The organism is Rhizobium sp. P43 (assembly GCF_056730705.1).
Genome location: NZ_CM161539.1, coordinates 822,255 through 844,750, shown reverse-complemented (window position 1 = coordinate 844,750; position 22,496 = coordinate 822,255). Strand labels below are relative to the sequence as shown.

Genomic DNA, 22,496 nt, shown 5'->3' with positions numbered 1-22,496 from the left:
CTATGGTAGCGACATGACCAAAGCCGACCTCAAGCAGACACCGACAGGACAATGGATGCTGCGCGATCCGCGCACAGGCCAGTATGTCGAACTGCGCGGTGCGAACTCCATGAAGGTTTCGGATCTTCCGTTGAGGAAGGGGATCGATCTCACCAAGCCGCTGCTTGAGCAGTTAGTGAAGACACAGCCTCGCAACGAGGCAAGTAGTTAGCGAACAGGGCGAGTGCAAAAAGCATGGGCAGCGCTCTCGCGGATTCTATAGCCCTGAACAATAGAGAGATTGCGACGCTATTCTATTCATTTGCAATCTGCCTATCTATGCTGCTGTTCTGCAAGCCGTCGCGCTATCTTATATGGAATTTTATAAAAACATCTCTTGAACCAAAGCTTTCCCTCTTGTGGCTGACAATGTCAGTCTACCTTGCAGCTTCGATTTGTCTGCTGTCTTTGGCTGACCTTTGGAAGACAGTGGACTTGAAATCAACTCTTCTGTGGTGGTTGAGTGTGGGGTTCGCAACCGTATTCGACGCCAACCGACTGGCGAAGGGTTCAATTAGGCTCCGCGAGCTGGCACGCGACACATTTGCCGTAGCTGCCGTTGTGCTGTTCGTAGTCGAACTCGTGAGCTTTCGCCTATGGGTTGAGATCTTACTCTTCCCGCTCATTGCGCTCCTCACCGCATTGATAGCAGTTGGCGAGCAACGGCTAGATGAGCCTGGAATGGACCGGACAGTTCGATTTCTACGTATCATCCAAGCTGCCGCTGGGTTCACGATCATAGTCTGCAGCCTGTATGTGATTGTCGAGAACGTGGATCAGTTCTGGTCGGTTGACACGCTACGCGAGTTCGGACTGCCATTTCTTCTCTGGCTTCTCTTCGTCCCGTACATGCTGACTGTCGCAGCTTTAATCGCGTATGAGCGAGAGTTTGTATATATGGGACTTCGCCCAACTCAGGCTTCTGTCTCGAGAAGCGCAAAGTGGCAAGCGATACTGGCCTTCGGATGGGATATAGCCTCCGTCAAACGTCTTACGCGAGACATGCGCAATCGCGACATATCTGATCGAAAAGGCGTGTCCGAAGCGATCAAGGAGATAAAAAGGCTCAAGAGGCTTGAACGCAATCCCCCCTTGGTTTCGCCGAGTGAAGGATGGTCACCATACAAGGCGAATGGCTATTTGCAGGAATTCGGTATTGTCACCGACGACTATCACAGGACCCTCCACGGATGGACTGCGGAATCATCACGCGTCAAACGCAGTGACAATGTCTTGGCCGACGAGGTCAGTTACAGACTGCGCGGCAACGACAGGGCTGTCACCCAAATACATTTGGAACTTCGGGGCTATCATCGGAACGACAATGCAGAAGCCGGGGCAGCATTCGACGAACTCTCTGTCGCCATACTGAAGCAGGTAGTTCAACATGGCGAAGTCTCGGAGATCTATAGAACCGCACAGTTAGCACCATCCCAACCTTTGAAGGCTGGCGCCATCGCCATCGAGATCAAACATCATCGCTGGGGAGATGATAGCAGCGGCGGCTATAGCAAACGACTGATTGTTACGCACGAGATGCACAAAACAGACTAGTCACATGCAAACGTGTTGCGACATAAGGAGAACTGGTCGAATGACAAGACAGCGCGCATGATCAACCCCACACCTCTCCCCCTCTCGCTCTCCGACGCCGTCCCCGAAGCTGCCCGCGATGCCATCCTTGCCGGCATCCGGGGCCATAACGACACCCTGCTCGGCCCGACCGACCGCAGGGACGTCTTCATCCCGATCACCAGCGAAGACGGCGACGTCGATGGCGGGCTGATCGGCTATACCGGTCGGGGCTGGCTTTACGTGGAATTGCTCTTCGTCCCCGAACGCCTGCGCGGTCAGGGCATGGCGGCAAGACTTCTGGCGCTCGCGGAGGAGGAAGCCAGGGCGCGCGGCTGCATCGGCGCCTATATTGACACGATCAACCCGGTCGCCTGCCGCACTTACGAGCGCGCCGGCTACCGTGTCTTCGGTCGCATCGAAGATTTCAGCAAAGGCCTCGATATATGCTGGCTGATCAAGCGCTTCGGGGAAACGCCTGAATCAAAATCTCAGGCAGAGGCATAGGCCCGGGCAGGCGCCTCTTCCGTTGCGGAAACGGGCTCGGCCATGACAGCCTTGCAGTCGCGCCAGGCGATCACGCCCTTCAGCCGCGCATGCACATCATCCGCCAGCGGCACGATCAGCACCCGGTTCGGATCGACGGGACCGGGGAAGTCGAGCGCCTTGTAGGCCACCTTCTCGAAGCCGAGCGGCATGTAATAGGGCGGGTCGCCGATCAGGATCACCCCTTCCGACCCCTTGCGCCGCGCCGCCTCGATCGCGATCCGCACCAGTTCGCGGCCTATGCCCCGGTTCTTGTGGGAAGGCCGCACGGCAAGCGGCCCGAGCAGATGCCCCTTCACATCCCCGGCCAGAACCGGCGTCATGCGCACCGAGGCAATGGTCTCGCCATTGTCGGCTGCGATGAAGGAGAGCGACCGGTCATGCGGCCCCTGCTCGCGAATGCGGGCTGCCGCACGCGTGTGCCGGCCGGGACCGAAAGCTTCTTCATTGATGAGTTCGATGACGGCGTCGTGCGACGCATCCTCGGTGAGGTAGACAAGGCCAGAGTGAAACATGGATGACCGAAACCAAAAAGACAGACAGCGATAGAGTTCACGCGCACGGGGATCGTGCGTTCGAGAGCTTCAGCGTCGTCGTGGGTTCCGTGCGATGGTCATCGGGGCCTTCAAATCTTGAGTTTGGTTCCGATAGCAGCAAAATTTCCGCGCGTCCAACGGAAAACGCACTGTTCAATCGTCAGCCCCTCGCAATCCCCGCCAACAACCGTATTTTCCGGGTCACGTTCAAACGAGAAGGAAACAACCATGGGCAAGCTGGTGGATGGCGTCTGGCACGACGTCTGGTACGACACGCAGTCGACCTCCGGACACTTTAAGCGCGCTGATGCAAGCTTCCGCAACTGGGTCACGGCTGACGGTTCTCCCGGCCCCTCGGGCAAGGGTGGTTTCAAGGCCGAGGCCGGTCGCTATCATCTTTATGTCTCCTATGCCTGTCCCTGGGCCCATCGCACGCTGATCTTCCGCAAGCTGAAGGGTCTTGAAGACCTGATCTCGGTGTCGGTCGTCGATCCGCTGATGCTGAAGAACGGCTGGGAATTCCATGACCGCGATGGCGCGACAGCCGATCATCTCTTCGGCTCCGATTTCCTTTGGCAGGTCTATGTGAAGGCGGACCCGAGCTTTTCCGGCCGCGTCACGGTCCCGGTGCTCTGGGACAAGCAGACGGGCACGATCGTCTCGAACGAAAGTTCGGAGATCATCCGCATGTTCAATTCGGCCTTCGATCACCTGACCGGCTCGAGCCTCGACATGCACCCTAAGGATCTCCACGCCGAGATCGACGAGATCAACGCCCGCATCTACGACACCGTCAACAACGGCGTCTACAAGTCAGGCTTTGCCACCTCCCAGGAAGCCTATGAGAGTGCCGTCTATCCGCTCTTTGCAACACTCGACTGGCTGGAATCCCGCCTGACACACCAGCGCTATCTGTTCGGCAACCGCGTGACCGAAGCCGATTGGCGCCTGTTCACCACGCTGGTGCGCTTCGATCCGGTCTATGTCGGGCATTTCAAATGCAACATCCGCCGCATCGCCGATTATCCGGCCCTGTCGGGCTATCTGCGCGACCTTTACCAGACGCCGGGCGTGGCGGAGACCGTCGAGATGCGCCACATCAAGCATCACTATTATCGCAGCCACACCATGATCAATCCGACCGGCGTCGTCCCCGTCGGCCCGAAGGAAGACCTGATGGCGCCGCATGGCAGAGAAGCGCTCGGCGGCTGAGCCTCACCAGTGATGTGCGGGGGTCATGTCCCCGGTGAGCTCCGCGATCCGCCGCAGCGTCGCCTGGGTCGCGCCGTCGGGAAGCCTGTCCAGATCGAAGAAGCCGGCCTCGGCAATCTCCCGATCGGCGGGCCGCTCCGCCGTCTGCCGCACCGTGACGCGGTAGAGCAGAACATGGTCGCGCCGGCTGATCCGCGCATTGAAATAGACATGGAAGAGGTTCGGCGGGCTGATTGGCTCCAGATTGCCCTCCTCCCGCATCTCCTTGATCAGCGCCTCGATCGCCGTCTCGTCGCGTTCGACCCCACCGCCCGGCAGATGCCAGCCGGGCACATAGGTGTGACGCACGAGAAATATCCGCCCCGCCTCGTCGAAACAGGCCGCCCGCACCCCCAGTGTCATGCCACGGCTGACGGCGAAATAGACATGCAACAGACGAACAAGGAACCTCTTCGGCCATCCGAGCCTTTCGCTATCGGCGCCGGGTCCGGCACCATCCGCTGGCTTCATTTTCCTTGCCCCTCGGTTTCAGCGCCGCTATGAGAAGCGCCATGTTCAAGCTCGCCCACATCTCCGACGTGCATCTCGGCCCGCTGCCGAACCTGACGATCCGGGAACTGGCATCGAAGCGGATTACGGGCTATGTGAACTGGCATCGCAACCGTCGCAAGCATCTTTTTCCCAATGCGCTGGAAATGGTTCTCGACGCGCTGCGCGCAGAAAATCCGGATCATCTCGCGATCACAGGCGACCTCGTCAACCTCGCCTCCAAGCTCGAGGTGCGCCTGGTCGCCGAATGGCTGAAGGAAGCCGGCGCGCCCCTCGACACCTCCGTCGTCCCCGGCAATCACGACGCCTATGTGCCGGGTGCCCATGAACGCGTCGTCCAGGCCTGGTACGACTACATGCGCGGCGACGATGATCCGCTGATCTTCCAGGACGACCACAAGCTCTTTCCCTATATCCGCCGCCGTGGCCCGGTGGCCCTCATCGGCTGTTCCACCTCGATCGCCACCCCGCCCTTCTCAGCCCAGGGCTATTTCAGCGGCCGCCAGGCGCGCGAGACGGCAGGTCTGTTGAAGGCGGCGGGTGAGGAAGGCCTGTTCCGCGTGGTGATGATCCACCACCCACCGATCCGGGGCGCTGCCCCCCAGCATAAGCGCATGATCGGCATCCGCCGCTTCGCGGCCGCGATCCGCACCGGCGGCGCCGAACTCGTGCTGCACGGCCACACGCATCTGAACACGCTTTACTGGCTGGCAGACCGCGAAAAGAAGGTCCCCGTCGTCGGCATCGCCTCGGCGAGCCAGGGCCCGGGCGCCAAGAAACCGGCTGCCGGCTACAATCTCTTCTCCATCGACGGCGAAGCGGGAAACTGGCAGCTCGACTGGCAGCGCTACAAGATCGAGAGCGAAGATGCGCCGCTGAAGCTGGATCACAGCGAGCGGCTGCTGGGCGACTGACGCTCAGTCTTCGGCCAAGGTAGCCCGGATTGCTGCCGCCACGACGTCTGGCGCCTCGTCGATCAGCATATGCCCTGCCCCATCGACCAAGGTCACCACCGCACCCGGCCAGATCTTCGACGCCTGCTCGACCGGCAGGATCGGATCTGCGGTGCCCCACAGGAGCCGAGTCGGGATCCCAAAACCGTCGAACGAAGCAAGCGGCAATGTCCCCTGCCCCGTCCGACCGTCGCGCTCGACGAGGAAGGAGGCGAGAATGGCCAACAGCCGATCCAGCGCTCCAGGTGCCTGGCGCGCCGCAGCCAGCCGTTCGAGGCCGGATGGGTCCGCCACATGTCCCGGTGCCATCATCGCCGCAAGCGCCGTCGCAAGATCGCCTTCCTTTTCGGCGACCGCATAATGTCGCAAGGCCTGATGATCGATCTCGAAGCCAAAGCCACCAGGGGCAAGAAGCGTCAGCGAGTGCACGCGGGAGGCAGCCTTCAGCGCAACAAGGCTCGCCACCGCCCCACCCATCGAGTGGCCACAGAGATGAAAGGAGGACACTCCCCGCTGGTCGAGATCAGCAAGGATGGCCTTGGCCATGACGCCCGCATGCCCGACACCATCAGGGTCGAGCGAGCGCCCATGCCCCGGAAGATCGTAGATGATAAGGGGCTGATCAGCATTAAGCCGTTCGATGACCGGAGCCCAAAGAGCGCCAATCCCGCCAAAGCCATGCAGCAGCACGAGCGGCGCCTTCGCCGAGGAGGACCGTCGAACCTCGGCGAAGACCATCCCGGCCTCAGGCTTTCTTCTTCTCGTCGAGCACGCGGTTGGCGGCCGAGACGATGGCCTCGAGCGAAGCCGTCACGATATTGGTGTTGATGCCGGCACCGAACAGCTTGCCGCCGGCATGCGCCATCTCGACATAAGCAATCGCTGCTGCATTCGAACCATGCTGCAGCGAATGCTCGGAATAGTCCTGCACCGAGAGATCAATGCCGAGATAGGTCGAGAGCGCATTGACAAAGCCGTCGATCGGACCCGTGCCCTTGCCTTCGATCCGCTTCACCTCGCCATTGTCGGTGATCTCGGCGGCAACCACGCGGATGCCCTTCTTCTCCGTATCCGGATAGGTGTGGTGATCGACGAATTTCAGGCGCGAACCGGTCTGATCGACATAACGCTCGATGAAGCGCTCATAGATCTTCTTCGACGGCAGTTCCTTGCCCTCCTCGTCGGTAATCCGCTGGATGTCCTCGCGGAACTCGATCTGCAGGTTGCGCGGCAGGTTGATGCCGTAATCCTCCTGCAGGATATAGGCGATGCCGCCCTTGCCCGACTGCGAATTGATGCGGATGATGGCCTCATAGGTGCGGCCGACATCCTGCGGGTCGATCGGCAGATAGGGCACTTCCCAGATCGGCGAATTGGCCTTCTTGATCGCCTTCATGCCCTTGTTGATCGCATCCTGGTGCGAGCCGGAGAAGGCCGTATAGACCAGTTCGCCGACGTAAGGATGGCGCTCGGGGATCACCATCTCGTTGGAATATTCATAGACCGCCTTGATCCGCTCGATGTCGGTGCAATCCAGTTTCGGGTCAACACCCTGCGTGTACATGTTGAGCGCCAGCGTCACCACGTCGACATTGCCAGTGCGCTCGCCATTGCCGAACAGCGTACCCTCAACGCGGTCGGCACCGGCCATCAGACCGAGCTCGGTGGCGGCAATGCCGGTCCCCCGGTCATTATGCGGATGCAGCGAGATGATGACGTTCTCGCGGTTGTCGATGTTGCGGCACATCCATTCGATCTGGTCGGCATAGATATTCGGCGTCGCCATCTCGACGGTCGACGGCAGGTTGAGGATCAGCTTGTTGTCAGCCGTCGGCCTCACTTCGGCGATCACGGCGTTGCAGATCTCCAAGGCCACTTCCAGCTCAGTGCCGGTAAAGCTCTCCGGCGAATATTCAAAGCGATAGCCGCCGCCGGCCTTGGCCGACATGTCCATGATCATCTTCGCCGCATCGACGGCGATCTGCTTGATGCCGGCGACATCCTTGCCGAACACCACGCGGCGCTGCAATTCGGAGGTCGAGTTGTAGAAATGGATGATCGGGTTCGTGGCCCCCTCCAGCGCCTCAAACGTCCGCGTGATCAGCTCCGGGCGGCACTGTACCAGCACCTGCAGGGAGACGTCGGCGGGAACACCGCCCTCTTCCACGCACCAGCGGGCAAAGTCGAAATCGGTCTGCGACGCCGACGGAAAGCCGATCTCGATTTCCTTGAAGCCCATGTCGAGCAAGAGCTGGAACATGCGCGCCTTGCGGTCATGGCCCATCGGGTTGACCAGCGACTGGTTGCCGTCGCGCAGATCCACCGAGCACCAGATCGGCGCCTTGTCGATCACCTTCGAGGGCCAGGTCCGGTCTGCAATGTCGATCTGCGGATAAGGGCGGTACTTGGTTGCGGCGTCCGGCATGCCCTGCTTGGCGGTATGGGTCTTCAAAATCATCGTCTTCGTCTCTTCTCGTCCTCGTCGGCGTGATCAGCTGATAACAAATCAGCCTGGCTTTGACACGTCCGAACGAACCCTGTTCAGGGAATTACTGATCTGGATTAGGGAGTTTTCGAGGAGCAATCGCCAAACGGCTGACCCGGCCGCCGGGCGCTCCTCAATGGACCCGGCAACCGCGGATAAGGCCGAGAAGAAGAAGCGAGTTTGGCACCGACGCGACGAAGCGGACCGCAGCGCGGGCCGTCATTTCAGTCGCAGCAATGGTCGTGCCGTTTGTCTTCATGAGATGAGGAATAACGCGACGAACTGAATCGCGCAAGGGTGTTATTCGGCGGCGGATGGCCTCGCCGCGTCGAGCTTTTCGCGGAGCCAGTCTTCAAGCAGGGAATCCACGGACACACCGAGCTCCTTGGCCTGACGCTCAAGCCTAAGCTTCGTCCCGCGCATGACAGTAACTGTCAGCTCAACCGGCTCAAGATTAGGACGTGTCGCCGTACTCCAGTCGACGTATTCGCTGATATCCTCGCCATCATCGAACTTGCGGTCGAACTCTTCAGCGCTGATTGTCTTCATAGCGACGCCTCTCCTGAATTCTTGCTCGGCGCACCGAGATGATCCGAATGCGCTCGTTCCGCAAAACGTAGACACCTGTCCATAACACACCAGCGATCCGACCTACGCGAATTCGCCTTGCTTCCGCCGGATGCCCGGCATCCGCGTCTACAGCAAAAAGATCATACCACAATTCCTGCGCCGCCACGAAATCGATTCCGTGCTTCGCCTTGTTCGCCTCGCTTTTCACAGGATCGAATTCGAACTCCATGCCGCATCAAAGCATGGAAAACAGCCACCACTCAACCCTTCCGTGCAGCCCGCACCAGCCCCAGCATCGCCACCCCGGCAATCAGACCCCAGAACGCGCCTGAGATCCCGAGAATGGAAATCCCCGACGCCGTCACCAGAAAAGTCACCGCCGCAGCCTCCCGCGTCTCGGGCACCTGGAACGCCGCAACCGCAGACCCCGAAAACGCCCCGATCAGCGCCAGACCCGCAACCGACTGGATGAGGATCGGCGGCGCAAGCGAGACGAAACCGGTGACGGCACCGGCCGCCAGCCCGAGCAGCACATAGCCGATGCCGGCGATGATCGCCGCCCAGTAGCGCCGCTTGGGATCGGCATGTGCATCCTCGCCCGCACACATCGCCGCCGTGATCGCCGCCAGATTGACCGCATGCCCGCCGAAGGGAGCCGAGAGTGCCGAAAACACCCCCGTCACCACAAACATCGGCCCTGGATTGGGCTCGTATTTGTTGACCTTGAGGATCGCGATGCCCGGAATGTTCTGCGAGGCCATGGTGACGATGAAGAGCGGCAGCGCGATCGACACCAACGCCGGCAGCGTAAAGGCTGGAGCGACCAGCTCCACCGGTGGCGCCAGCGACGCCGCCCAGCTCGCCATCGCGCCCTCTGGCAGATCGACGCCGAAGACGATGACAACAACAAAGGTCAAAAGCGCCGCCGGCACCGCATAAAGCCGCTTGAACGCCGCCACCACCGCCCAGACCACGAGGATCGGCAAGCCCAGCAGCGGATCGAAAGCCACGGCCTTGAACGGCGCAAAGCAGAGATTGAGGATAACGCCCGCCAGCATCGCGTTCGCAATCGGCGCCGGGATCGCCGCCACCGCCCGACCGAAGGGCCGGATGAGACCGGCAAGCACGATCAATGCCGCACAAACGAGAAAGGCGCCAACCGCCGCCGGAAACCCGCCGACGGGGATCCCCGCCGTCGCCATCAGCGCCGCCCCGGGCGTCGACCAGGCAACAGAGACCGGTAGCTTCGTCCACACACTCAAGACGATCCCGCAGATGCCCATGGCGACCGACAGCGCCATCAGCCCGGACGCCGCCTCGTAATCAGTCGCCCCGACGCCCTTCAGTCCCTGCAGCACGACCGCAAAGGAACTGGCAAAACCGACAAAGGCAACGAGCACGCCCATGAAGGCGGCCTGGGGAGAAAAGTCTTTGAGCATGCGGGGACTCGAGGCTGTGAAGAGCATGGATGATGACAGAGAGCTTTCCGCGCCCCACGCCTGAAATGCAAGCCGCAGGAGATCACCTCCGGTACGCCTTGCTTCAAGGCCGCCGCCGATCGCCGGGCGCGCGGGGGCCATGCGCGGCGGCGGCTCTCTTGTCATGCCAGTTTCACCAAGTTCAGGCATCCCGACGGCAGAACGCTCGAAAACCCCAGCTAATGCTTGCCTTTTACCCCCCTTTTGCCTATGGACCCCCTCCGACGCATTCGGGGCGTCCCGTTCACTTCCGCCTGTTATGGCTGGGTTCACGAAGGATAGAGCCTTGATCCAGACTCCCTATTACCTGATCGACAAGTCCAAGCTGCTCCAGAACATGGAGAAGATCGCGACCTTGCGCGAACTCTCCGGCGCAAAGGCGCTTCTGGCGCTCAAATGTTTCGCCACCTGGTCGGTCTTCGACTTTATGCGCGACTACATGGACGGCACGACCTCGTCGTCGCTCAACGAAGTCCGCCTCGGCCACGAGCGCTTCGGCAAGGAAACCCACGCCTATTCCGTGGCCTATGCCGATTACGAGATCGACGAAGTCGTCAGCCATGCCGACAAGATCATCTTCAATTCGATCGGCCAGCTGACCCGCTTCGAGAAACAATCCCAAGGCATCATCCGCGGCCTGCGGCTGAACCCCGGCGTATCGTCCTCGAGCTTCGATCTCGCCGACCCCGCCCGCCCCTTCTCGCGGCTGGGCGAATGGGATCTCGCAAAAGTCGAGCCGGTCATGGAGCTGATCTCCGGCTTCATGATCCACAACAACTGCGAAAACGGCGATTTCGACCTCTTCGACCGCATGCTCGGTGACATCGAGCAGAAGTTCGGCCCCCTGCTCAAGAAGGCCGAATGGGTCTCTCTCGGCGGCGGCATCCATTTCACCGGCGAGAACTATCCGCTGGAAAAGTTCGCGGAGCGCCTGAAGCGCTTCTCCGGCGAGTTCGGCGTCCAGGTCTATCTGGAGCCCGGCGAAGCCTCGATCACCAAGTCGACCACGCTCGAAGTCACCGTGCTCGACAAGCTCTATAACGGCAAGGATCTTGTCGTGGTGGATTCATCCATCGAAGCGCATCTCCTCGATCTGCTGATCTACCGGGAAAGCGCAAAGGTCCACCCCAACCAGGGACCGCACCGGTACCAGGTCTGCGGCAAGTCCTGCCTCGCGGGCGATATCTTCGGCGAGTTCAATTTCGAGAAAGAATTGAACATCGGCGACCGCATCTCGCTGCAGGACACCGCCGGCTACACGATGGTCAAGAAAAACTGGTTTAACGGCGTGCAAATGCCGGCAATCGCCATCCGCGAACTGGATGGCAGCCTCAGGACGGTCCGTGAGTTCGACTACACGGACTACGAAACAAGCCTGTCCTGAACTCCCTCAGGAACGGGTTCTGACGATTGGACATAGGAGTTGGTCCCATAATGAAAAAGAACGTGCTCATCATCGGCGCCGGCGGCGTCGCGCAGGTGGTTGCCCACAAGTGTGCGCAGAACAACGACGTACTCGGCGATATCCACATCGCTTCGCGCACCAAGGCGAAGTGCGACGCCATCATCGCATCCGTGCATGAGAAGAAGGCGATGAAGCAGCCGGGCGTTCTCGAAGCGCACACGCTCGACGCCCTCGACATCGAAGCCACCAAGGCGCTCATCAAGAAGCTCGGCACCGAGATCGTCATCAATGTCGGCACCGCCTTCCTCAACATGTCGGTGCTGCGCGCCTGCATGGACACCGGCGTCGCCTATATCGACACCGCGATCCATGAAGAGCCGAACAAGATCTGCGAGACCCCGCCGTGGTACGGAAACTACGAGTGGAAGCGTGCGGAAGAATGCGAGGAAAAGGGCATCACCGCCATCCTCGGCGCCGGCTTTGATCCGGGCGTCGTCAACGCCTATGCCCGTCTCGCCAAGGACGAATATCTCGACAAGGTGACCGATGTCGACATCGTTGACATCAATGCCGGCAGCCATGGCAAGTACTTCGCCACCAACTTCGACCCGGAAATCAATTTCCGCGAATTCACCGGCGTCGTCTATTCCTGGCAGGGCGGCGAATGGAAGGTCAACAAGATGTTCGAGATCGGCAAGGACTACGACCTGCCGGTCGTCGGCACCCGCCGCGCCTATCTCTGCGGCCATGACGAAGTGCACTCATTGGCCAAGAACATGGACGGCGCCGACGTGCGCTTCTGGATGGGCTTTGGCGATCACTACATCAACGTCTTCACCGTGTTGAAGTCGATCGGCCTCCTCTCCGAACAGCCGGTCAAGCTGGCTGACGGTTCCGAAGTGGTCCCGCTCAAGGTCGTCAAGGCCTGCCTGCCGGATCCGGCCTCGCTAGCCCCCAATTACGAAGGCAAGACCTGCATCGGCGACTACGTCAAGGGCTTCAAGGACGGCAAGGAAAAGACCGTCTTCCTCTACAACGTCGCCGACCACAGGCAAGCCTATAACGAAGTGGGCAGCCAGGGCATCAGCTACACCGCCGGCGTCCCCCCGGTCGCCGCCGCCATGCTCGTCGCAACCGGCGAATGGGACGTGAAGAAGATGGCCAACGTCGAGGAACTGCCGCCCAAGCCCTTCATCAACCTCCTGAACAAGATCGGCCTGCCGACCCGCATTCAGGACGAGGACGGCGATCGCGCTGTGGAGTTCTGAGAGCGCGGGTTAGCGCTTGAGGATTGAGGAAATGCGGACCCCGCCGGAGAAATTCGGCGGGGATTTTTGTTGTGAATTGGGTTTTGAAATGTTGAAAGCGCTCGATTACCAGGAAATCACGCCTCTACGTATGAAATAAGAGTATCGTCTTGCGGGACCCTTTTCCTCGGAGGCAAATCAAACTGCACTACACCTCTCTCCCGCAAAACAAGCATTAGATCGTTTAAATGCTTTCTCCTTATTGCTACGCTTTCCATCACTTGATTGTAAATTGGAGCTGGATAAGAACGAATTTTGTCGCGCAAAAATTCTCTGACAATAAGCTCGGCTAAATCTTGGTTCGATTTACAACCAACTCCTCTTTGCTTTTGCTGAAGAGCAGCGATATCCGACGTAGAAAAGAGGCCGACCTGAGCACCATCACTTTCCCGAAGTGTCAGCCGCATCTCCAGTTCCTGTTTCTCAACTCTTTCCTGGACGTCACGAAAAACTTCCAGTCCTTTTGCGCTATGTGTGCCCAAGATCAGTCGCATCTTTACGCGCTCTGCCCGCGGCACCATTATGGAAAAATCTGGCAGGTATCTGGCCACTTTATTGGCCCGCATAGTCGTTTTTAACAAATGGAGAATTTTGCGTTCGTTAGTCCACTCAAGCGGCAATCGCGCAAAATCGTCTGCCCAATCTACATCTGCGAGGAATAAACCAAAGGAAGCAGCAACTTCCTCATACCCCGCATGCCGGTTGATATGGTCAGACATAAAGTTGAACATGAATTCGCCATTCCGCGCGCGGAGGAAACGAAAAACCTCTTCGTTGCGAATTTTCCATCCAGTGGGATCAATAAACGTAAATGTGAAGCCATCAGGCAACTTGGTTGCAATCGAGTTTAAGTTGTCTTCGAACGCACCTTCAAATATGTGAATTTCAAAACGGCTCTTAGTTGAAGCATACTGCTGCAATCGATCCACCGATTCTTTCCGCTGCTCGCAAAAACAGAATCGGATTTTCAGTCCAGAGATCCCGCTTCTTCCCAGGTCAGCCCGCACCGCCTCTAAGGTGTTTATCGCCTGATCAAATGATGCGTCTGAATACTTTGCATCGTCAGAAACACGCCAAGGCCCAGCAAAAGCGTCAACGAAATTGAAGACCGGAGAGCGCCCCTGCATCGTTTTATAGGCAGCGGCTTGCAGATACTTTGTGAGAAACTGATGCTTAATGAAAGATTGTTCCCGGTCACGATAAAGATCTAGATGCGGGTCCATATCATTTTCCTAACGGAGCTCAGCTATAATAGCAGAGGGAACAATTTGCCATGGAAACCCATTCCACTCCTCTCCCTCAAGCAACCGTCCGCCAGATTTGGGACGAGCGCCTCCCCACTGTTTGAAGAAGAATGCCACCCCGTAGCGCTCACATGCTATCCGCAGTTGCGTGGCCCATGACGCAGCCATGGGTCTTGCACCAGGCCCACTTTCTCCGCCGACTATTGCCCAGGCAATACCGGTGAGGTCGACGTCGCCCATTGGGCCAAGCAGCGGTTCAAAAGAGATAAAACGTGCGTCTGAATTGATTTGCCTTAGATGCTCGATTCGATTCTTGTGGGCGGCATCCTCGACAGACACGCCTAACCAGATATGGGATGGGACCTTACCTGAACCATAGCGGCGTTGAACGTAACTGCGCATTAGCGACGAGCGTTTTGTCAGCACTTGGTAAACGTGCCAGTTGGCGCCCTCCATTGCATCGAACACCGCGTCTACATGATCTGATGGGATGCTCTTGTGAAAAAGATCGCTCATCGAATTCACGAAGATCATACGGGGTTTTTTCCAGAGGGCGGGCTGGCCAAGACGGGACGGCCAAAGCCGCAGGTCGAAACCCTGCTCGTATGGATGCCCCTCCGTTCCGCGCCAGCGTTCGGCGAATCTTTCCGCGTAGCAGTTGTCACAGCCCGGACCAATTTTTGTGCACCCTGTCACAGGATTCCAGGTTGCATCGGTCCACTCTATATCTGTCTTTTGAGCCATCCGACCTCCGAATCACTTCAACCTATGGTAAACTTTACTCTGATGGAACACGAAAATCAGCGACAAAAGCTCGATCGCATGTATGCGCAGCTGATTGAGGCGCAGCCGTGGATAACCGTTGTTCGCGGAGCACTCGCTGATAAGGGTTGGAACCCGCCCCTCGATCAAGCAGTACTAATCGCGTCGGACTACTCCGGGCAGCACCGGAGAAGCCGTTTTGTTACATACGCCTTCATCGTCACAAATGAACTGAATTGGGAATGGGATCAAGCACGGTGGCTATTTCGGAAACAGTCCATTCCAGACAATCGCCGGCTGTCGTTCAAAAGTTTTGGCAAAACCAACAATCCGAGGGCTCTTGCACACTTCCTTGACATCACAAAGTTGATGACTGGAAGGCTTCTGGTCTTCGCATTTGAAAAACAACTGCTGTCGCAGATGCCTTCAATTCGCCCGGATAACGCTGCTTTCAGTCTGGAGGCCCGTTGGAAGCCCTTGGCCCTTGAAGAAGCGACAAGGAAGGCGCTGCTAGTTGCGCTCTTGGCTGACCGGTATGTAGCTCAAAAGCAGTCGATGACTTGGATCAGCGACGAAGACCCAAGCCTTGGTAACGAATTGATGTGGTTAGATGTTCAACGCATGGCCGCCACACTTTCAGGGGTATTCTCTTCGACCGAGCGCGGATGGTTCGGAATGGGAACAACAGGGCAAGACTGTTCACACATGTACCGCGAGGATCTGGTGTCCATCGCAGATTTTGCGGCGGGAATGGTGGCAGAAATATCAACCCACTTGGCAGCGCGTCCTATTGAAACCTCAAATCCAGTTCCCATGAAGTACGCTGACTATCAGGGGATCTCAGAGAAAACACAGCTAATCTCAGAGTGGTTCTGGAAGGCAAAATCGAACTTCGAGCGAACGTGTTTCCTTGTGCATGGGACCAAACAGAATGGCAGAGTCGAGGAGTTATATCTGTAGTGGAGAATTATCGAGGGCCGACAGTTTTGCGACCTCTGGCGGCAACCGTTAGAGTACCGGCCTCACGGCTCCCCCCATATCCACCTCGCCCCCACCATGCTACGAGGCCGCCACCACCCAACCACACCCCGAGACACTCGCTTATGCCCCCTGCCCTCCACACCGACCTAACCACCACCCTCCGCCCCCTGCTGTCCGAACTCCACCAATCCCCGGACCTCTTCCAGACCTGGGACGCCCATCTGGAGCTCGTTGCGGCCGGTGGTCTCGTGGTGGTGAAGTCCAAGCGTTCAAAGGGGCTGGTCGACAGCCTGTTCTGGGGCCGCGCGCCGGGCTCGAGCGAAAACAAGCAGCTGCCCGAGGCGACCGCCTTTGCCGCCATCGACCGTTTCCTTGGCCTCGGCGCCCATCTGGCGCTGTCGGATGCGCTGCCCAAAGCTGCGGTGCTGGACGAAGCCTTCCCCCATTGCGCGGTGAAGCTTGCCTATCGCAAGAAGGGCGCCCCGAAGGCGAAGGTGCTGTCGATGATCTTCATCGGCTTCAACGACGAGGCGGACGCCCTGGCCTATGCGGAGCGTTTCCCCGCCCTGCCGCTGGTCACATTGAGACCGCTGACAGGCGAAAAACTCCACGAATGGCGCTAATCGCGCCTCAGGCCGCCGTCTGCAATTTCGACAGAAGCTCGGCAACAGGCACCGGTCGGCCGAAGAGATAGCCCTGGAAGTGGCTGCAGCCGGCCTTTTCCAGCGCCGCGCGCTGCGCCTCCGTCTCCACCCCCTCGGCAATCACGCAAAGCCCCAGACTGTCGCTCAGCCGGACGATCGTCTCCACGATCGCCATGTTGCGGGGATCGGCGAGCAGGTCGCGCACGAAGGACTGGTCGATCTTGATCTGCGCGAAAGGCAGGTTTTTCAGCGAGCTCAGCGAAGAATAGCCCGTGCCGAAATCGTCGAGCGACCAGGTGATGCCAAAGGCCTTCAGCGCCTGCATCTTGGCCTGGACGACGTCGATATCCTCGGCCAGCACGCTTTCCGTCAGTTCCAGCTTCAGCGCTTCCGGCCGCGCGCCCGAAAGAGTGATGATCGACCGCACCTGCTCGACGAAATCCGGCTGGCGGAACTGCGTGGCGCTGACATTGACGGCAATGGTCAGGTCCCGCGTCTCCGGCGACCCCGCCCAGGCCTGCAGTTGCGCCGCAGCCGTCCGCAAGACCCATTCGCCGATCGGGATGATCAGCCCCGTCTCCTCGGCGAGCGGGATGAAAGCGTTCGGTGGCACCATGCCGCGTGCCGGATGCTGCCAGCGCAGCAAGGCTTCAACGCCGGTAATGCGCCCGCGCTGATCGACCTGCGGCTGGTAATGCAGCTGGAACTCGCCCCGTGCAATCGCCCGGCGGATATCGCCCTCCAGCGCGCGGCGGGCATCGACATCCGCCTGCATGATGACGACAACCGCACAGGTGGCGACCGTCCCGGTGATCTGATGGGCGAAGACCTCGATCATGCCCGAACCGCCGGACAGGCCCGGGAGAACCACATGCGGAACCATATCGAGCGAAAAGCCGAGAAAGCCGGCGAGCCCGATCGAGGGCAGAACGGCCTTGAGATAGAAGCCTTCCCGCCGGAAAGCGAGATAGGTCGCTGCCAGCACCGGCAGAAAATAGAAGTGCATCGAGCAAGGTATGCCCGGCGCCGGCGCCTCGATAAGCGCCGCAAGGAACACCACCAGAAACAGGCCATGCGACATGACCAGAGCAGCCGCCCGGATCCGGTTGGCAAGCGCCAGTGAAAGCATGGCAGTCCCGACACCCAAGGCGATCAGCGAGGTGGCAAGCGCGTGCGGGGCCAAGAAAAGCAACGCAGCGCCCACCCAGACGGCGCTGACCAGCACGACAATCAAACCGCCATAGAGGACGAGATTCGTCACCCGCCGGCTGTGCCGACCGTCCGCCGTCCTAGGGGAGAGGTGCGGTCGTGTCATCCGTCACCGCCGCACAGTCGAACGGCGCGAGATCGCCAGAGCATTAGGAAGATCGGAAACAGACAAGAATAAGAAATCCCGGCCGGAAATTGCCAACGTGAATAGATGTCTAATACCAAGTGTCGATGATAAGAACCCATAGGATCGGTTCCTATCATCGACACTTCGTATAACAGCAAGAGTGCAAAGCTTCACCGCCAAGTCCTTTCAAAATCATTGTCGGCCCCGAAAACAAACATAAGACGCGCGTCAAGGTTAACGGCCGATATCGCGGTGAAATCTTGACTCCTGGTCGCAGGATCCACTATCAGAGGCCAGCCGAAAAACGTAAGGCCGGTTCGGTTATCCCGGCCCCCGCTCTCTTTGCGGGACTTAGTCGCCTGCTTGGGCGAACCCACGGCATCAACCGGAAACGGGTGGTGCTGTGCTCGACGACCAGGTCTTCGCCACCAGCTCCACCGCCTTTTGAGAAACGTGGAGACATGACGTGACGAACAAGAAAACCCTCATCCTCGCCCAGGCACTGATCGCCCTGATGATGGCCGGCCTGATGACCGGCATCTTCGGCTTCCTGCATCTCGGCCCCTCGCCCGCCTTCTTCGCCGAATGGGCCAAGAGCTTCCTGATGGCCTTTCCGATCGCCTTCACGCTGTCGCTGGGCGTCGGTCCGCTTGCGTTCCGCCTGGCCCGCCTCCTCACCCGCAGCTGAACAAAAGAGACCTTGCTGCAGCCCCGGTTCCGGCGAAAAGGCCGGGCCGCCGGGAACCATTTCCCTCCTTCTGGCTTTTCCCGCCACAACAATGAAGGAGGACCCGATCATGTCCGCTAGAATTCTGCGCGTCGCATGTGTTGGCATGCTTGCAATTGCCGGTGCGTCGCTCACCGCACCGCTTGTCCCCCCGGCCCATGCCCAGGAGCTTGAGCTGCGCATCGGGCCGGACGGCATCCGCCCGGTCATCCCCCAGCGTGATCGCATCCGCGATCGGGGCTGCAGCCCGCGCGAGGCCGAGCGCGCCGCGCGCGAAGAAGGGCTTCGTCGTGCCGAAGTCGTCCGCATCACAGATCGCAGTGTCACGGTGCGCGGCTTCACCCGCCGCGGCCCCGAGCAGCTGCGATTTGCCAATCGGCGCGGTTGCCCGCTGATCTGAGCGGCAGAAGAAGCCAGAATGAAGAAAGCCGCCGGATCGCTCCGGCGGCTTTCTTTTATCTTTACGTTAGAAGCCAATCAGCCGATATCGGCGTGGCTCTCGATGATCCGGCCGACCAGACCATAGGTGACGGCATCTTCGGCCGACAGCCAGTAGTCCCGATCGATATCCTTGGCGATCTTCTCTTCCGACTGGCCGGTGGCCTTGGCGTAGATCTTGATCAGACGCTCGTTCATCTTGATGATTTCGCGGGCCTGGATCTCGATGTCCGAGGCCATGCCACGCGTGCCGCCAGACGGCTGGTGCATCAGGAAGCGGGTGTTCGGCAGGGCCAGACGACGTTCCTTCGGAACCGCGACGAAAATCAGCGAGCCGGCAGACGCCGCCCAGCCGGTCGCGATGATCCAGACCTTCGGCTTGATGAAGCGGATCATGTCGTGGATCGCGTCACCGGCTTCCACATGGCCGCCAGGCGAGCAGACGAACACGCGGATGTCTTCGTCCGAGGCTGCAGCGAGAGCGACGAGCTGCGTGCAGACCTTCTGCGCCAGCTCCATGGTGATACCGCCATAGATGAAGATCGAACGCGACTTGAAGAGGTTCGCTTCCGTTTCCTTGCCGATCGGCAGTTCCTTGCTCTTGTCGTCTTCGTCTTCGTTCATCACAGGGGATAGTCCTCGTTGGTTTGGCTCATCCGCACATAGTGCGTCTCATGGCTTAAGACAATGCGCGAAAAAGACAAGCATGGAAGGAGTGAACAGGAGGTTGCCGCCAAAACAGATAGGACTTTCGGAATATACGAATAATCTACGACCCCTTAACATTTGGGGGCTATTATTCGCAGGAACGGAGACTGCGCATGCCTGCCAAGATACGCCTTGCCGAGCTGATCGGCGCCCTCAGCCATGCTCTTGACCTCACCGGAGGTCAGGATCCGGGTCACTGTATCCGCACGGCCTATATCGGCAGTGCGGTCGGCCGCAAGCTCGGGCTCTCGGAAGAAGAGCTGCATGATCTCTACTATACGCTGATGCTGAAGGATCTTGGCTGCTCGGCCAATGCCATGCGCATGTGCGAACTCTTCGACACCGACGACACCAGGTTCAAGCGGGATTACAAGCGTGTCGACGGGTCGCTGCCGAGCCTGCTGATCCAGGTCTTCCGCCACGCTGGAAGCCGACGCAGTCTTGTCGGTCGCTTCGCGGCCATTGTCGCGGCTCTCAGGCGTGGCCGTCATGCCAGCGAACTTGTCGCCATTCGCTGTCAGCGCGGTGCCGAGATCGCCCGTCAGATGCGGTTTTCCGCAGCCGTCGCGGAGGGTATCCGCGATCTCGACGAGCATTATGATGGCTCCGGCCGTCCGGCGGGCTTGAAGGCAGAGGCGATCAACCTGTCCGCCCGCATTGCCCTTGCCGCCCAGGTGCTGGATGTCTTCAACACCAGGTCAGGCCCGGAGGCCGCGCGGGCAGAAATCCGCAAGCGCCGCGGGCAGTGGCTAGACCCGAAGATCGCCGATGCCCTTCTGGAGGTTACGGCGGACGCAGATTTCTGGGTAGGACTGGCCGCACCAGATCTCGAGGCGAATGTGCTGGCCGCCGAGCCGGGTCAGAAGATCATCCTGGCGGATGAAGACTATCTGGACGATATCGTCGAAGGTTTCGCCCGCGTCATCGACGCCAAGAGCCCCTATACCGCAGGCCACAGCGAACGTGTGGCTGAGTTTACCGTGGAGATCGGCCGAGAGCTCGGATTGACAGAGGGCGAGCTGCGGACGCTGCGGCGGGCTGCCCTCTTGCATGACATCGGCAAGCTCGGTGTCTCCGGCCGCATTCTCAACAAACCGGGCAAGCTCGACGCGCTGGAATGGCAGGAGATGCGGGATCATGCCGCCCATTCGGAGCGCATCCTCTCGCGCATTCCAGCCTTTGCCGAACTGGCCACGATCGGCGGCGCCCATCACGAACGGCTGGATGGCAAAGGCTATCCCCGGGGGCTGAAAGGCGACGAGATCACCTTCGCCACCCGCATTGTGGCGACCGCAGATGTCTTCGACGCCCTGACGGCCTCTCGCCCCTATCGCGACCCGATCCCCACGGACAAGGCGCTTGCGATGATCCGGGCAAGCCAGGGAGAGCACCACGATCCCGTCTGCATCGACGCTCTGGAACGGGTGCTTGGCACGCAGACCCGAGAGGCGGCATGAGTTTAGCCGGTGCGCTGCGTTTGGCACGATTGCAGCACAACACCCGTTCTTAACGTCCGTCGCCTAGGCTTCTTGCTCGAGAGGAGCCGCCATGACGGAGACCATAAGGCTTGCAGAACTGATCGAGGCGCTCAGCCATGCGCTCGACATGACCGAGGGACAGCCACCCGGTCATTGCGTCCGCTGCTGCTTTATCGGCACCCGCCTTGGTCAGTCCCTCGGGCTGAAGGAAGAGCAATTGCGGGACCTCTACTACACGCTGCTCCTGAAGGACCTTGGCTGCTCGTCAAATGCCGCCCGCATCTGCGAACTGTATCTCGCCGACGACCTGAAGTTCAAACGCGACTTCAAGCTGATCGATGGCTCTTTCCCGCAGATTCTGAAGTTCGTTCTTTCCCATACCGGCATGGAAGCGGGCCTGGCCGAGCGGTTCCGTGGCATCCTCAACATCTTCAAGAATGGCGGCGAGATATCGACCAGCCTGATCCAGACGCGCTGCCAGCGCGGCGCGGAGATCGCCCGCCAGATGCGATTTTCCGAAGAGGTTGCGCGTGGCATCCTCGATCTCGACGAGCATGTTGATGGCGGCGGCAAGCCGCGAGGATTAAAGGGCGATGACATCCATCTCTTTGCCCGCATCGCCCTGATGGCGCAGGTCATCGACGTTTTCTTCGTTCACGAGGGCAGCGAAGCCGCACTCGCCGAAGTCCGCAAGCGCGCCGGCAGCTGGTTTGACCCCGAACTGGTTGCCGCCTTCGAAACGCTCGCCACCCCGATTTTCTTTGCGGAACTCGGTTCGGACACTCTCGAAGCCTATGTGCTCGCCATGGAGCCGGGCCGCCAGGCCGTGATGGCTCACGAAGACTATCTTGATGACATCGCCGCGGGTTTTGCGCGCGTCATCGACGCCAAGAGCCCTTACACGTCGGGCCACAGCGAACGTGTCGCGCTCTTCACCGATCTGATCGCCGAGGAGCTCGGCATGGCCCTGCCCGAACGCCGAAGACTGAAACGCGCAGCCCTGCTGCATGACATCGGCAAGCTTGGTGTCTCCAACAACGTGCTCGACAAACCCGGCCGTCTGGAAGGCTTGGAATGGGAGCAGATGAAGCGGCATGCGGAATTCTCGGAAATGATCCTGTCCCGCATCGCAGCCTTCGCAGATCTCGCGTTGATTGGTGGTGCCCATCACGAAAAGCTCGATGGGTCCGGCTATCCGCGCGGCCTGAAAGGGGATCAGATTTCCTTCGAGACCCGCATCGTCGCCGCAGCCGATGTCTTCGACGCCCTGACTGCAGACCGTCCATACCGGGCCGCGATGCCAGTCGAGAAGGCACTCGCCATCCTCTGGGACGGCGCCGGTCGTCATCACGACGAAGCCTGCATCGCCGCACTCGAACGGGCTCTCGCCAGGGCAGAGCTCAAGGCAGCCTGATAAGGCGTTTCGCGATTTATACCAAGTGCCGTTGATAGGCTATCAGGCTGCCTAACGGTACCGACGGTCCCGTCTGACAACAACTTGCGACAATAGGGACGTACAGGTTCGC

Annotated in this window: 24 protein-coding genes; 13 read left to right on the top strand and 11 right to left on the bottom strand. The window is 59.6% G+C overall.

Translation table 11 applies throughout. From position 1 onward, the window contains the following. Positions 1-13 precede the first annotated feature (13 nt). Genes AC1PUL_RS04035 through AC1PUL_RS04025 form a run of 3 tightly spaced genes read left to right on the top strand, consistent with a single transcriptional unit; the run spans position 14 to position 2,118 of the window. On the top strand, positions 14-211 hold the full coding sequence (locus AC1PUL_RS04035) for a hypothetical protein (protein ID WP_480466742.1): 198 nt from the start codon (positions 14-16) through the stop codon (positions 209-211). A 23-nt stretch (positions 212-234) separates the two neighbouring features. Beyond that, on the top strand, positions 235-1,593 hold the full coding sequence (locus AC1PUL_RS04030; RefSeq protein WP_480466741.1) for a hypothetical protein: 1,359 nt from the start codon (positions 235-237) through the stop codon (positions 1,591-1,593). Between the two features lie 57 nt (positions 1,594-1,650). Continuing rightward, a complete protein-coding gene (locus tag AC1PUL_RS04025) occupies positions 1,651-2,118 on the top strand; it encodes a GNAT family N-acetyltransferase (RefSeq protein WP_480466740.1) in 468 nt (155 codons plus the stop codon). Here AC1PUL_RS04025 and AC1PUL_RS04020 read toward each other — a convergent pair. After that, positions 2,103-2,672 carry a GNAT family N-acetyltransferase gene (locus AC1PUL_RS04020; protein ID WP_480466739.1) on the bottom strand — a complete coding sequence of 190 codons (570 nt, stop codon included), beginning with the start codon at positions 2,670-2,672 and terminating at the stop codon, positions 2,103-2,105. The genes AC1PUL_RS04025 and AC1PUL_RS04020 overlap by 16 nt on opposite strands. Before the next feature lie 249 nt (positions 2,673-2,921). On the opposite strand from AC1PUL_RS04020, the gene AC1PUL_RS04015 reads away from it, so the two are divergent. Continuing rightward, entirely contained in the window at positions 2,922-3,905 is a 984-nt protein-coding gene (locus AC1PUL_RS04015; RefSeq protein WP_480466738.1) for a glutathione S-transferase family protein, read from the top strand. Positions 3,906-3,908: 3 nt separating this feature from the next. On the opposite strand, the gene AC1PUL_RS04010 is transcribed toward AC1PUL_RS04015, so the two are convergent. Then, positions 3,909-4,415: an NUDIX domain-containing protein gene (locus AC1PUL_RS04010; RefSeq protein WP_480466737.1), complete on the bottom strand. Its 507-nt coding sequence runs from the start codon at positions 4,413-4,415 to the stop codon at positions 3,909-3,911. Positions 4,416-4,456: 41 nt separating this feature from the next. Here AC1PUL_RS04010 and AC1PUL_RS04005 point away from each other — a divergent pair, with 41 nt between their 5' ends. Further along, a complete protein-coding gene (locus AC1PUL_RS04005; RefSeq protein ID WP_298469660.1) occupies positions 4,457-5,368 on the top strand; it encodes a metallophosphoesterase family protein in 912 nt (303 codons plus the stop codon). A 3-nt stretch (positions 5,369-5,371) separates the two neighbouring features. On the opposite strand, the gene AC1PUL_RS04000 is transcribed toward AC1PUL_RS04005, so the two are convergent. The 5 genes from AC1PUL_RS04000 to AC1PUL_RS03980 all read right to left on the bottom strand — a co-directional run bounded on the left by AC1PUL_RS04000 (position 5,372) and on the right by AC1PUL_RS03980 (position 9,901). Then, positions 5,372-6,145 carry an alpha/beta fold hydrolase gene (locus AC1PUL_RS04000; RefSeq protein WP_480466736.1) on the bottom strand — a complete coding sequence of 258 codons (774 nt, stop codon included), beginning with the start codon at positions 6,143-6,145 and terminating at the stop codon, positions 5,372-5,374. Between the two features lie 7 nt (positions 6,146-6,152). Beyond that, positions 6,153-7,865 (bottom strand): 2-isopropylmalate synthase, encoded by a 1,713-nt coding sequence (gene leuA, locus AC1PUL_RS03995; protein ID WP_480466735.1) that lies wholly within the window; start codon positions 7,863-7,865, stop codon positions 6,153-6,155. A gap of 327 nt (positions 7,866-8,192) precedes the next feature. Further along, on the bottom strand, positions 8,193-8,441 hold the full coding sequence (gene brnA / locus AC1PUL_RS03990; protein ID WP_480466734.1) for a type II toxin-antitoxin system BrnA family antitoxin: 249 nt from the start codon (positions 8,439-8,441) through the stop codon (positions 8,193-8,195). Next, positions 8,422-8,691 carry a BrnT family toxin gene (locus AC1PUL_RS03985; RefSeq protein ID WP_480466733.1) on the bottom strand — a complete coding sequence of 90 codons (270 nt, stop codon included), beginning with the start codon at positions 8,689-8,691 and terminating at the stop codon, positions 8,422-8,424. Before AC1PUL_RS03985 ends, brnA begins: the two co-directional genes overlap by 20 nt. A 31-nt stretch (positions 8,692-8,722) precedes the next feature. Continuing rightward, a complete protein-coding gene (locus tag AC1PUL_RS03980) occupies positions 8,723-9,901 on the bottom strand; it encodes a benzoate/H(+) symporter BenE family transporter (protein WP_480466732.1) in 1,179 nt (392 codons plus the stop codon). Between the two features lie 325 nt (positions 9,902-10,226). On the opposite strand from AC1PUL_RS03980, the gene AC1PUL_RS03975 reads away from it, so the two are divergent. Continuing rightward, entirely contained in the window at positions 10,227-11,324 is a 1,098-nt protein-coding gene (locus AC1PUL_RS03975; protein WP_480466731.1) for a carboxynorspermidine decarboxylase, read from the top strand. Positions 11,325-11,374: 50 nt separating this feature from the next. Next, positions 11,375-12,613, top strand: a complete 1,239-nt coding sequence (locus AC1PUL_RS03970) for a saccharopine dehydrogenase family protein (protein ID WP_480466730.1) — start codon at positions 11,375-11,377, stop codon at positions 12,611-12,613. 116 nt (positions 12,614-12,729) lie between these two features. Here AC1PUL_RS03970 and tcmP read toward each other — a convergent pair whose 3' ends face one another. Together tcmP and AC1PUL_RS03960 are read right to left on the bottom strand one after the other, a co-directional pair. Beyond that, a complete protein-coding gene (tcmP, locus tag AC1PUL_RS03965) occupies positions 12,730-13,875 on the bottom strand; it encodes a three-Cys-motif partner protein TcmP (RefSeq protein ID WP_480466729.1) in 1,146 nt (381 codons plus the stop codon). A 9-nt stretch (positions 13,876-13,884) separates the two neighbouring features. Further along, the gene (locus tag AC1PUL_RS03960; protein ID WP_480466728.1) at positions 13,885-14,640 is read right to left on the bottom strand and encodes a DUF5131 family protein; all 756 of its coding nucleotides are present in this window, start codon (positions 14,638-14,640) and stop codon (positions 13,885-13,887) included. 42 nt (positions 14,641-14,682) lie between these two features. Between AC1PUL_RS03960 and AC1PUL_RS03955 the strand changes: the two genes are divergently transcribed. Both AC1PUL_RS03955 and AC1PUL_RS03950 read left to right on the top strand, forming a co-directional pair. Then, the gene (locus AC1PUL_RS03955) at positions 14,683-15,618 is read left to right on the top strand and encodes a hypothetical protein (protein ID WP_480466727.1); all 936 of its coding nucleotides are present in this window, start codon (positions 14,683-14,685) and stop codon (positions 15,616-15,618) included. A gap of 143 nt (positions 15,619-15,761) precedes the next feature. Then, positions 15,762-16,262 (top strand): hypothetical protein, encoded by a 501-nt coding sequence (locus tag AC1PUL_RS03950; RefSeq protein ID WP_480466726.1) that lies wholly within the window; start codon positions 15,762-15,764, stop codon positions 16,260-16,262. Between the two features lie 7 nt (positions 16,263-16,269). Here AC1PUL_RS03950 and AC1PUL_RS03945 read toward each other — a convergent pair whose 3' ends face one another. Then, positions 16,270-17,544 (bottom strand): putative bifunctional diguanylate cyclase/phosphodiesterase, encoded by a 1,275-nt coding sequence (locus AC1PUL_RS03945; RefSeq protein WP_480466725.1) that lies wholly within the window; start codon positions 17,542-17,544, stop codon positions 16,270-16,272. A gap of 541 nt (positions 17,545-18,085) precedes the next feature. On the opposite strand from AC1PUL_RS03945, the gene AC1PUL_RS03940 reads away from it, so the two are divergent. Both AC1PUL_RS03940 and AC1PUL_RS03935 read left to right on the top strand, forming a co-directional pair. Beyond that, positions 18,086-18,307, top strand: a complete 222-nt coding sequence (locus tag AC1PUL_RS03940) for a DUF2798 domain-containing protein (RefSeq protein WP_480466724.1) — start codon at positions 18,086-18,088, stop codon at positions 18,305-18,307. A 109-nt stretch (positions 18,308-18,416) separates the two neighbouring features. After that, on the top strand, positions 18,417-18,746 hold the full coding sequence (locus AC1PUL_RS03935; RefSeq protein WP_480466723.1) for a hypothetical protein: 330 nt from the start codon (positions 18,417-18,419) through the stop codon (positions 18,744-18,746). 77 nt (positions 18,747-18,823) lie between these two features. On the opposite strand, the gene AC1PUL_RS03930 is transcribed toward AC1PUL_RS03935, so the two are convergent. Next, positions 18,824-19,408, bottom strand: a complete 585-nt coding sequence (locus AC1PUL_RS03930; protein ID WP_480466722.1) for an ATP-dependent Clp protease proteolytic subunit — start codon at positions 19,406-19,408, stop codon at positions 18,824-18,826. A 197-nt stretch (positions 19,409-19,605) separates the two neighbouring features. On the opposite strand from AC1PUL_RS03930, the gene AC1PUL_RS03925 reads away from it, so the two are divergent. Then, a complete protein-coding gene (locus AC1PUL_RS03925; protein ID WP_480466721.1) occupies positions 19,606-20,949 on the top strand; it encodes an HD-GYP domain-containing protein in 1,344 nt (447 codons plus the stop codon). A 91-nt stretch (positions 20,950-21,040) separates the two neighbouring features. Continuing rightward, a complete protein-coding gene (locus tag AC1PUL_RS03920; protein WP_480466720.1) occupies positions 21,041-22,384 on the top strand; it encodes an HD-GYP domain-containing protein in 1,344 nt (447 codons plus the stop codon). Positions 22,385-22,496: the final 112 nt, after the last annotated feature.

Excerpts from the sequence above, each read along its gene's own strand:
- AC1PUL_RS04035 (WP_480466742.1), top strand. The coding sequence starts at position 14 with ATGACCAAAGCCGACCTCAAGCAGACACCGACAGGACAATGGATGCTG.
- AC1PUL_RS04030 (WP_480466741.1), top strand. The coding sequence starts at position 235 with ATGGGCAGCGCTCTCGCGGATTCTATAGCCCTGAACAATAGAGAGATT.
- AC1PUL_RS04025 (WP_480466740.1), top strand. The coding sequence starts at position 1,651 with ATGATCAACCCCACACCTCTCCCCCTCTCGCTCTCCGACGCCGTCCCC.
- AC1PUL_RS04020 (WP_480466739.1), bottom strand. The coding sequence starts at position 2,672 with ATGTTTCACTCTGGCCTTGTCTACCTCACCGAGGATGCGTCGCACGAC.
- AC1PUL_RS04015 (WP_480466738.1), top strand. The coding sequence starts at position 2,922 with ATGGGCAAGCTGGTGGATGGCGTCTGGCACGACGTCTGGTACGACACG.
- AC1PUL_RS04010 (WP_480466737.1), bottom strand. The coding sequence starts at position 4,415 with ATGAAGCCAGCGGATGGTGCCGGACCCGGCGCCGATAGCGAAAGGCTC.
- AC1PUL_RS04005 (WP_298469660.1), top strand. The coding sequence starts at position 4,457 with ATGTTCAAGCTCGCCCACATCTCCGACGTGCATCTCGGCCCGCTGCCG.
- AC1PUL_RS04000 (WP_480466736.1), bottom strand. The coding sequence starts at position 6,145 with ATGGTCTTCGCCGAGGTTCGACGGTCCTCCTCGGCGAAGGCGCCGCTC.
- leuA (WP_480466735.1), bottom strand. The coding sequence starts at position 7,865 with ATGATTTTGAAGACCCATACCGCCAAGCAGGGCATGCCGGACGCCGCA.
- brnA (WP_480466734.1), bottom strand. The coding sequence starts at position 8,441 with ATGAAGACAATCAGCGCTGAAGAGTTCGACCGCAAGTTCGATGATGGC.
- AC1PUL_RS03985 (WP_480466733.1), bottom strand. The coding sequence starts at position 8,691 with ATGGAGTTCGAATTCGATCCTGTGAAAAGCGAGGCGAACAAGGCGAAG.
- AC1PUL_RS03980 (WP_480466732.1), bottom strand. The coding sequence starts at position 9,901 with ATGCTCAAAGACTTTTCTCCCCAGGCCGCCTTCATGGGCGTGCTCGTT.
- AC1PUL_RS03970 (WP_480466730.1), top strand. The coding sequence starts at position 11,375 with ATGAAAAAGAACGTGCTCATCATCGGCGCCGGCGGCGTCGCGCAGGTG.
- tcmP (WP_480466729.1), bottom strand. The coding sequence starts at position 13,875 with ATGGACCCGCATCTAGATCTTTATCGTGACCGGGAACAATCTTTCATT.
- AC1PUL_RS03960 (WP_480466728.1), bottom strand. The coding sequence starts at position 14,640 with ATGGCTCAAAAGACAGATATAGAGTGGACCGATGCAACCTGGAATCCT.
- AC1PUL_RS03955 (WP_480466727.1), top strand. The coding sequence starts at position 14,683 with ATGGAACACGAAAATCAGCGACAAAAGCTCGATCGCATGTATGCGCAG.
- AC1PUL_RS03950 (WP_480466726.1), top strand. The coding sequence starts at position 15,762 with ATGCCCCCTGCCCTCCACACCGACCTAACCACCACCCTCCGCCCCCTG.
- AC1PUL_RS03935 (WP_480466723.1), top strand. The coding sequence starts at position 18,417 with ATGTCCGCTAGAATTCTGCGCGTCGCATGTGTTGGCATGCTTGCAATT.
- AC1PUL_RS03930 (WP_480466722.1), bottom strand. The coding sequence starts at position 19,408 with ATGAACGAAGACGAAGACGACAAGAGCAAGGAACTGCCGATCGGCAAG.
- AC1PUL_RS03925 (WP_480466721.1), top strand. The coding sequence starts at position 19,606 with ATGCCTGCCAAGATACGCCTTGCCGAGCTGATCGGCGCCCTCAGCCAT.
- AC1PUL_RS03920 (WP_480466720.1), top strand. The coding sequence starts at position 21,041 with ATGACGGAGACCATAAGGCTTGCAGAACTGATCGAGGCGCTCAGCCAT.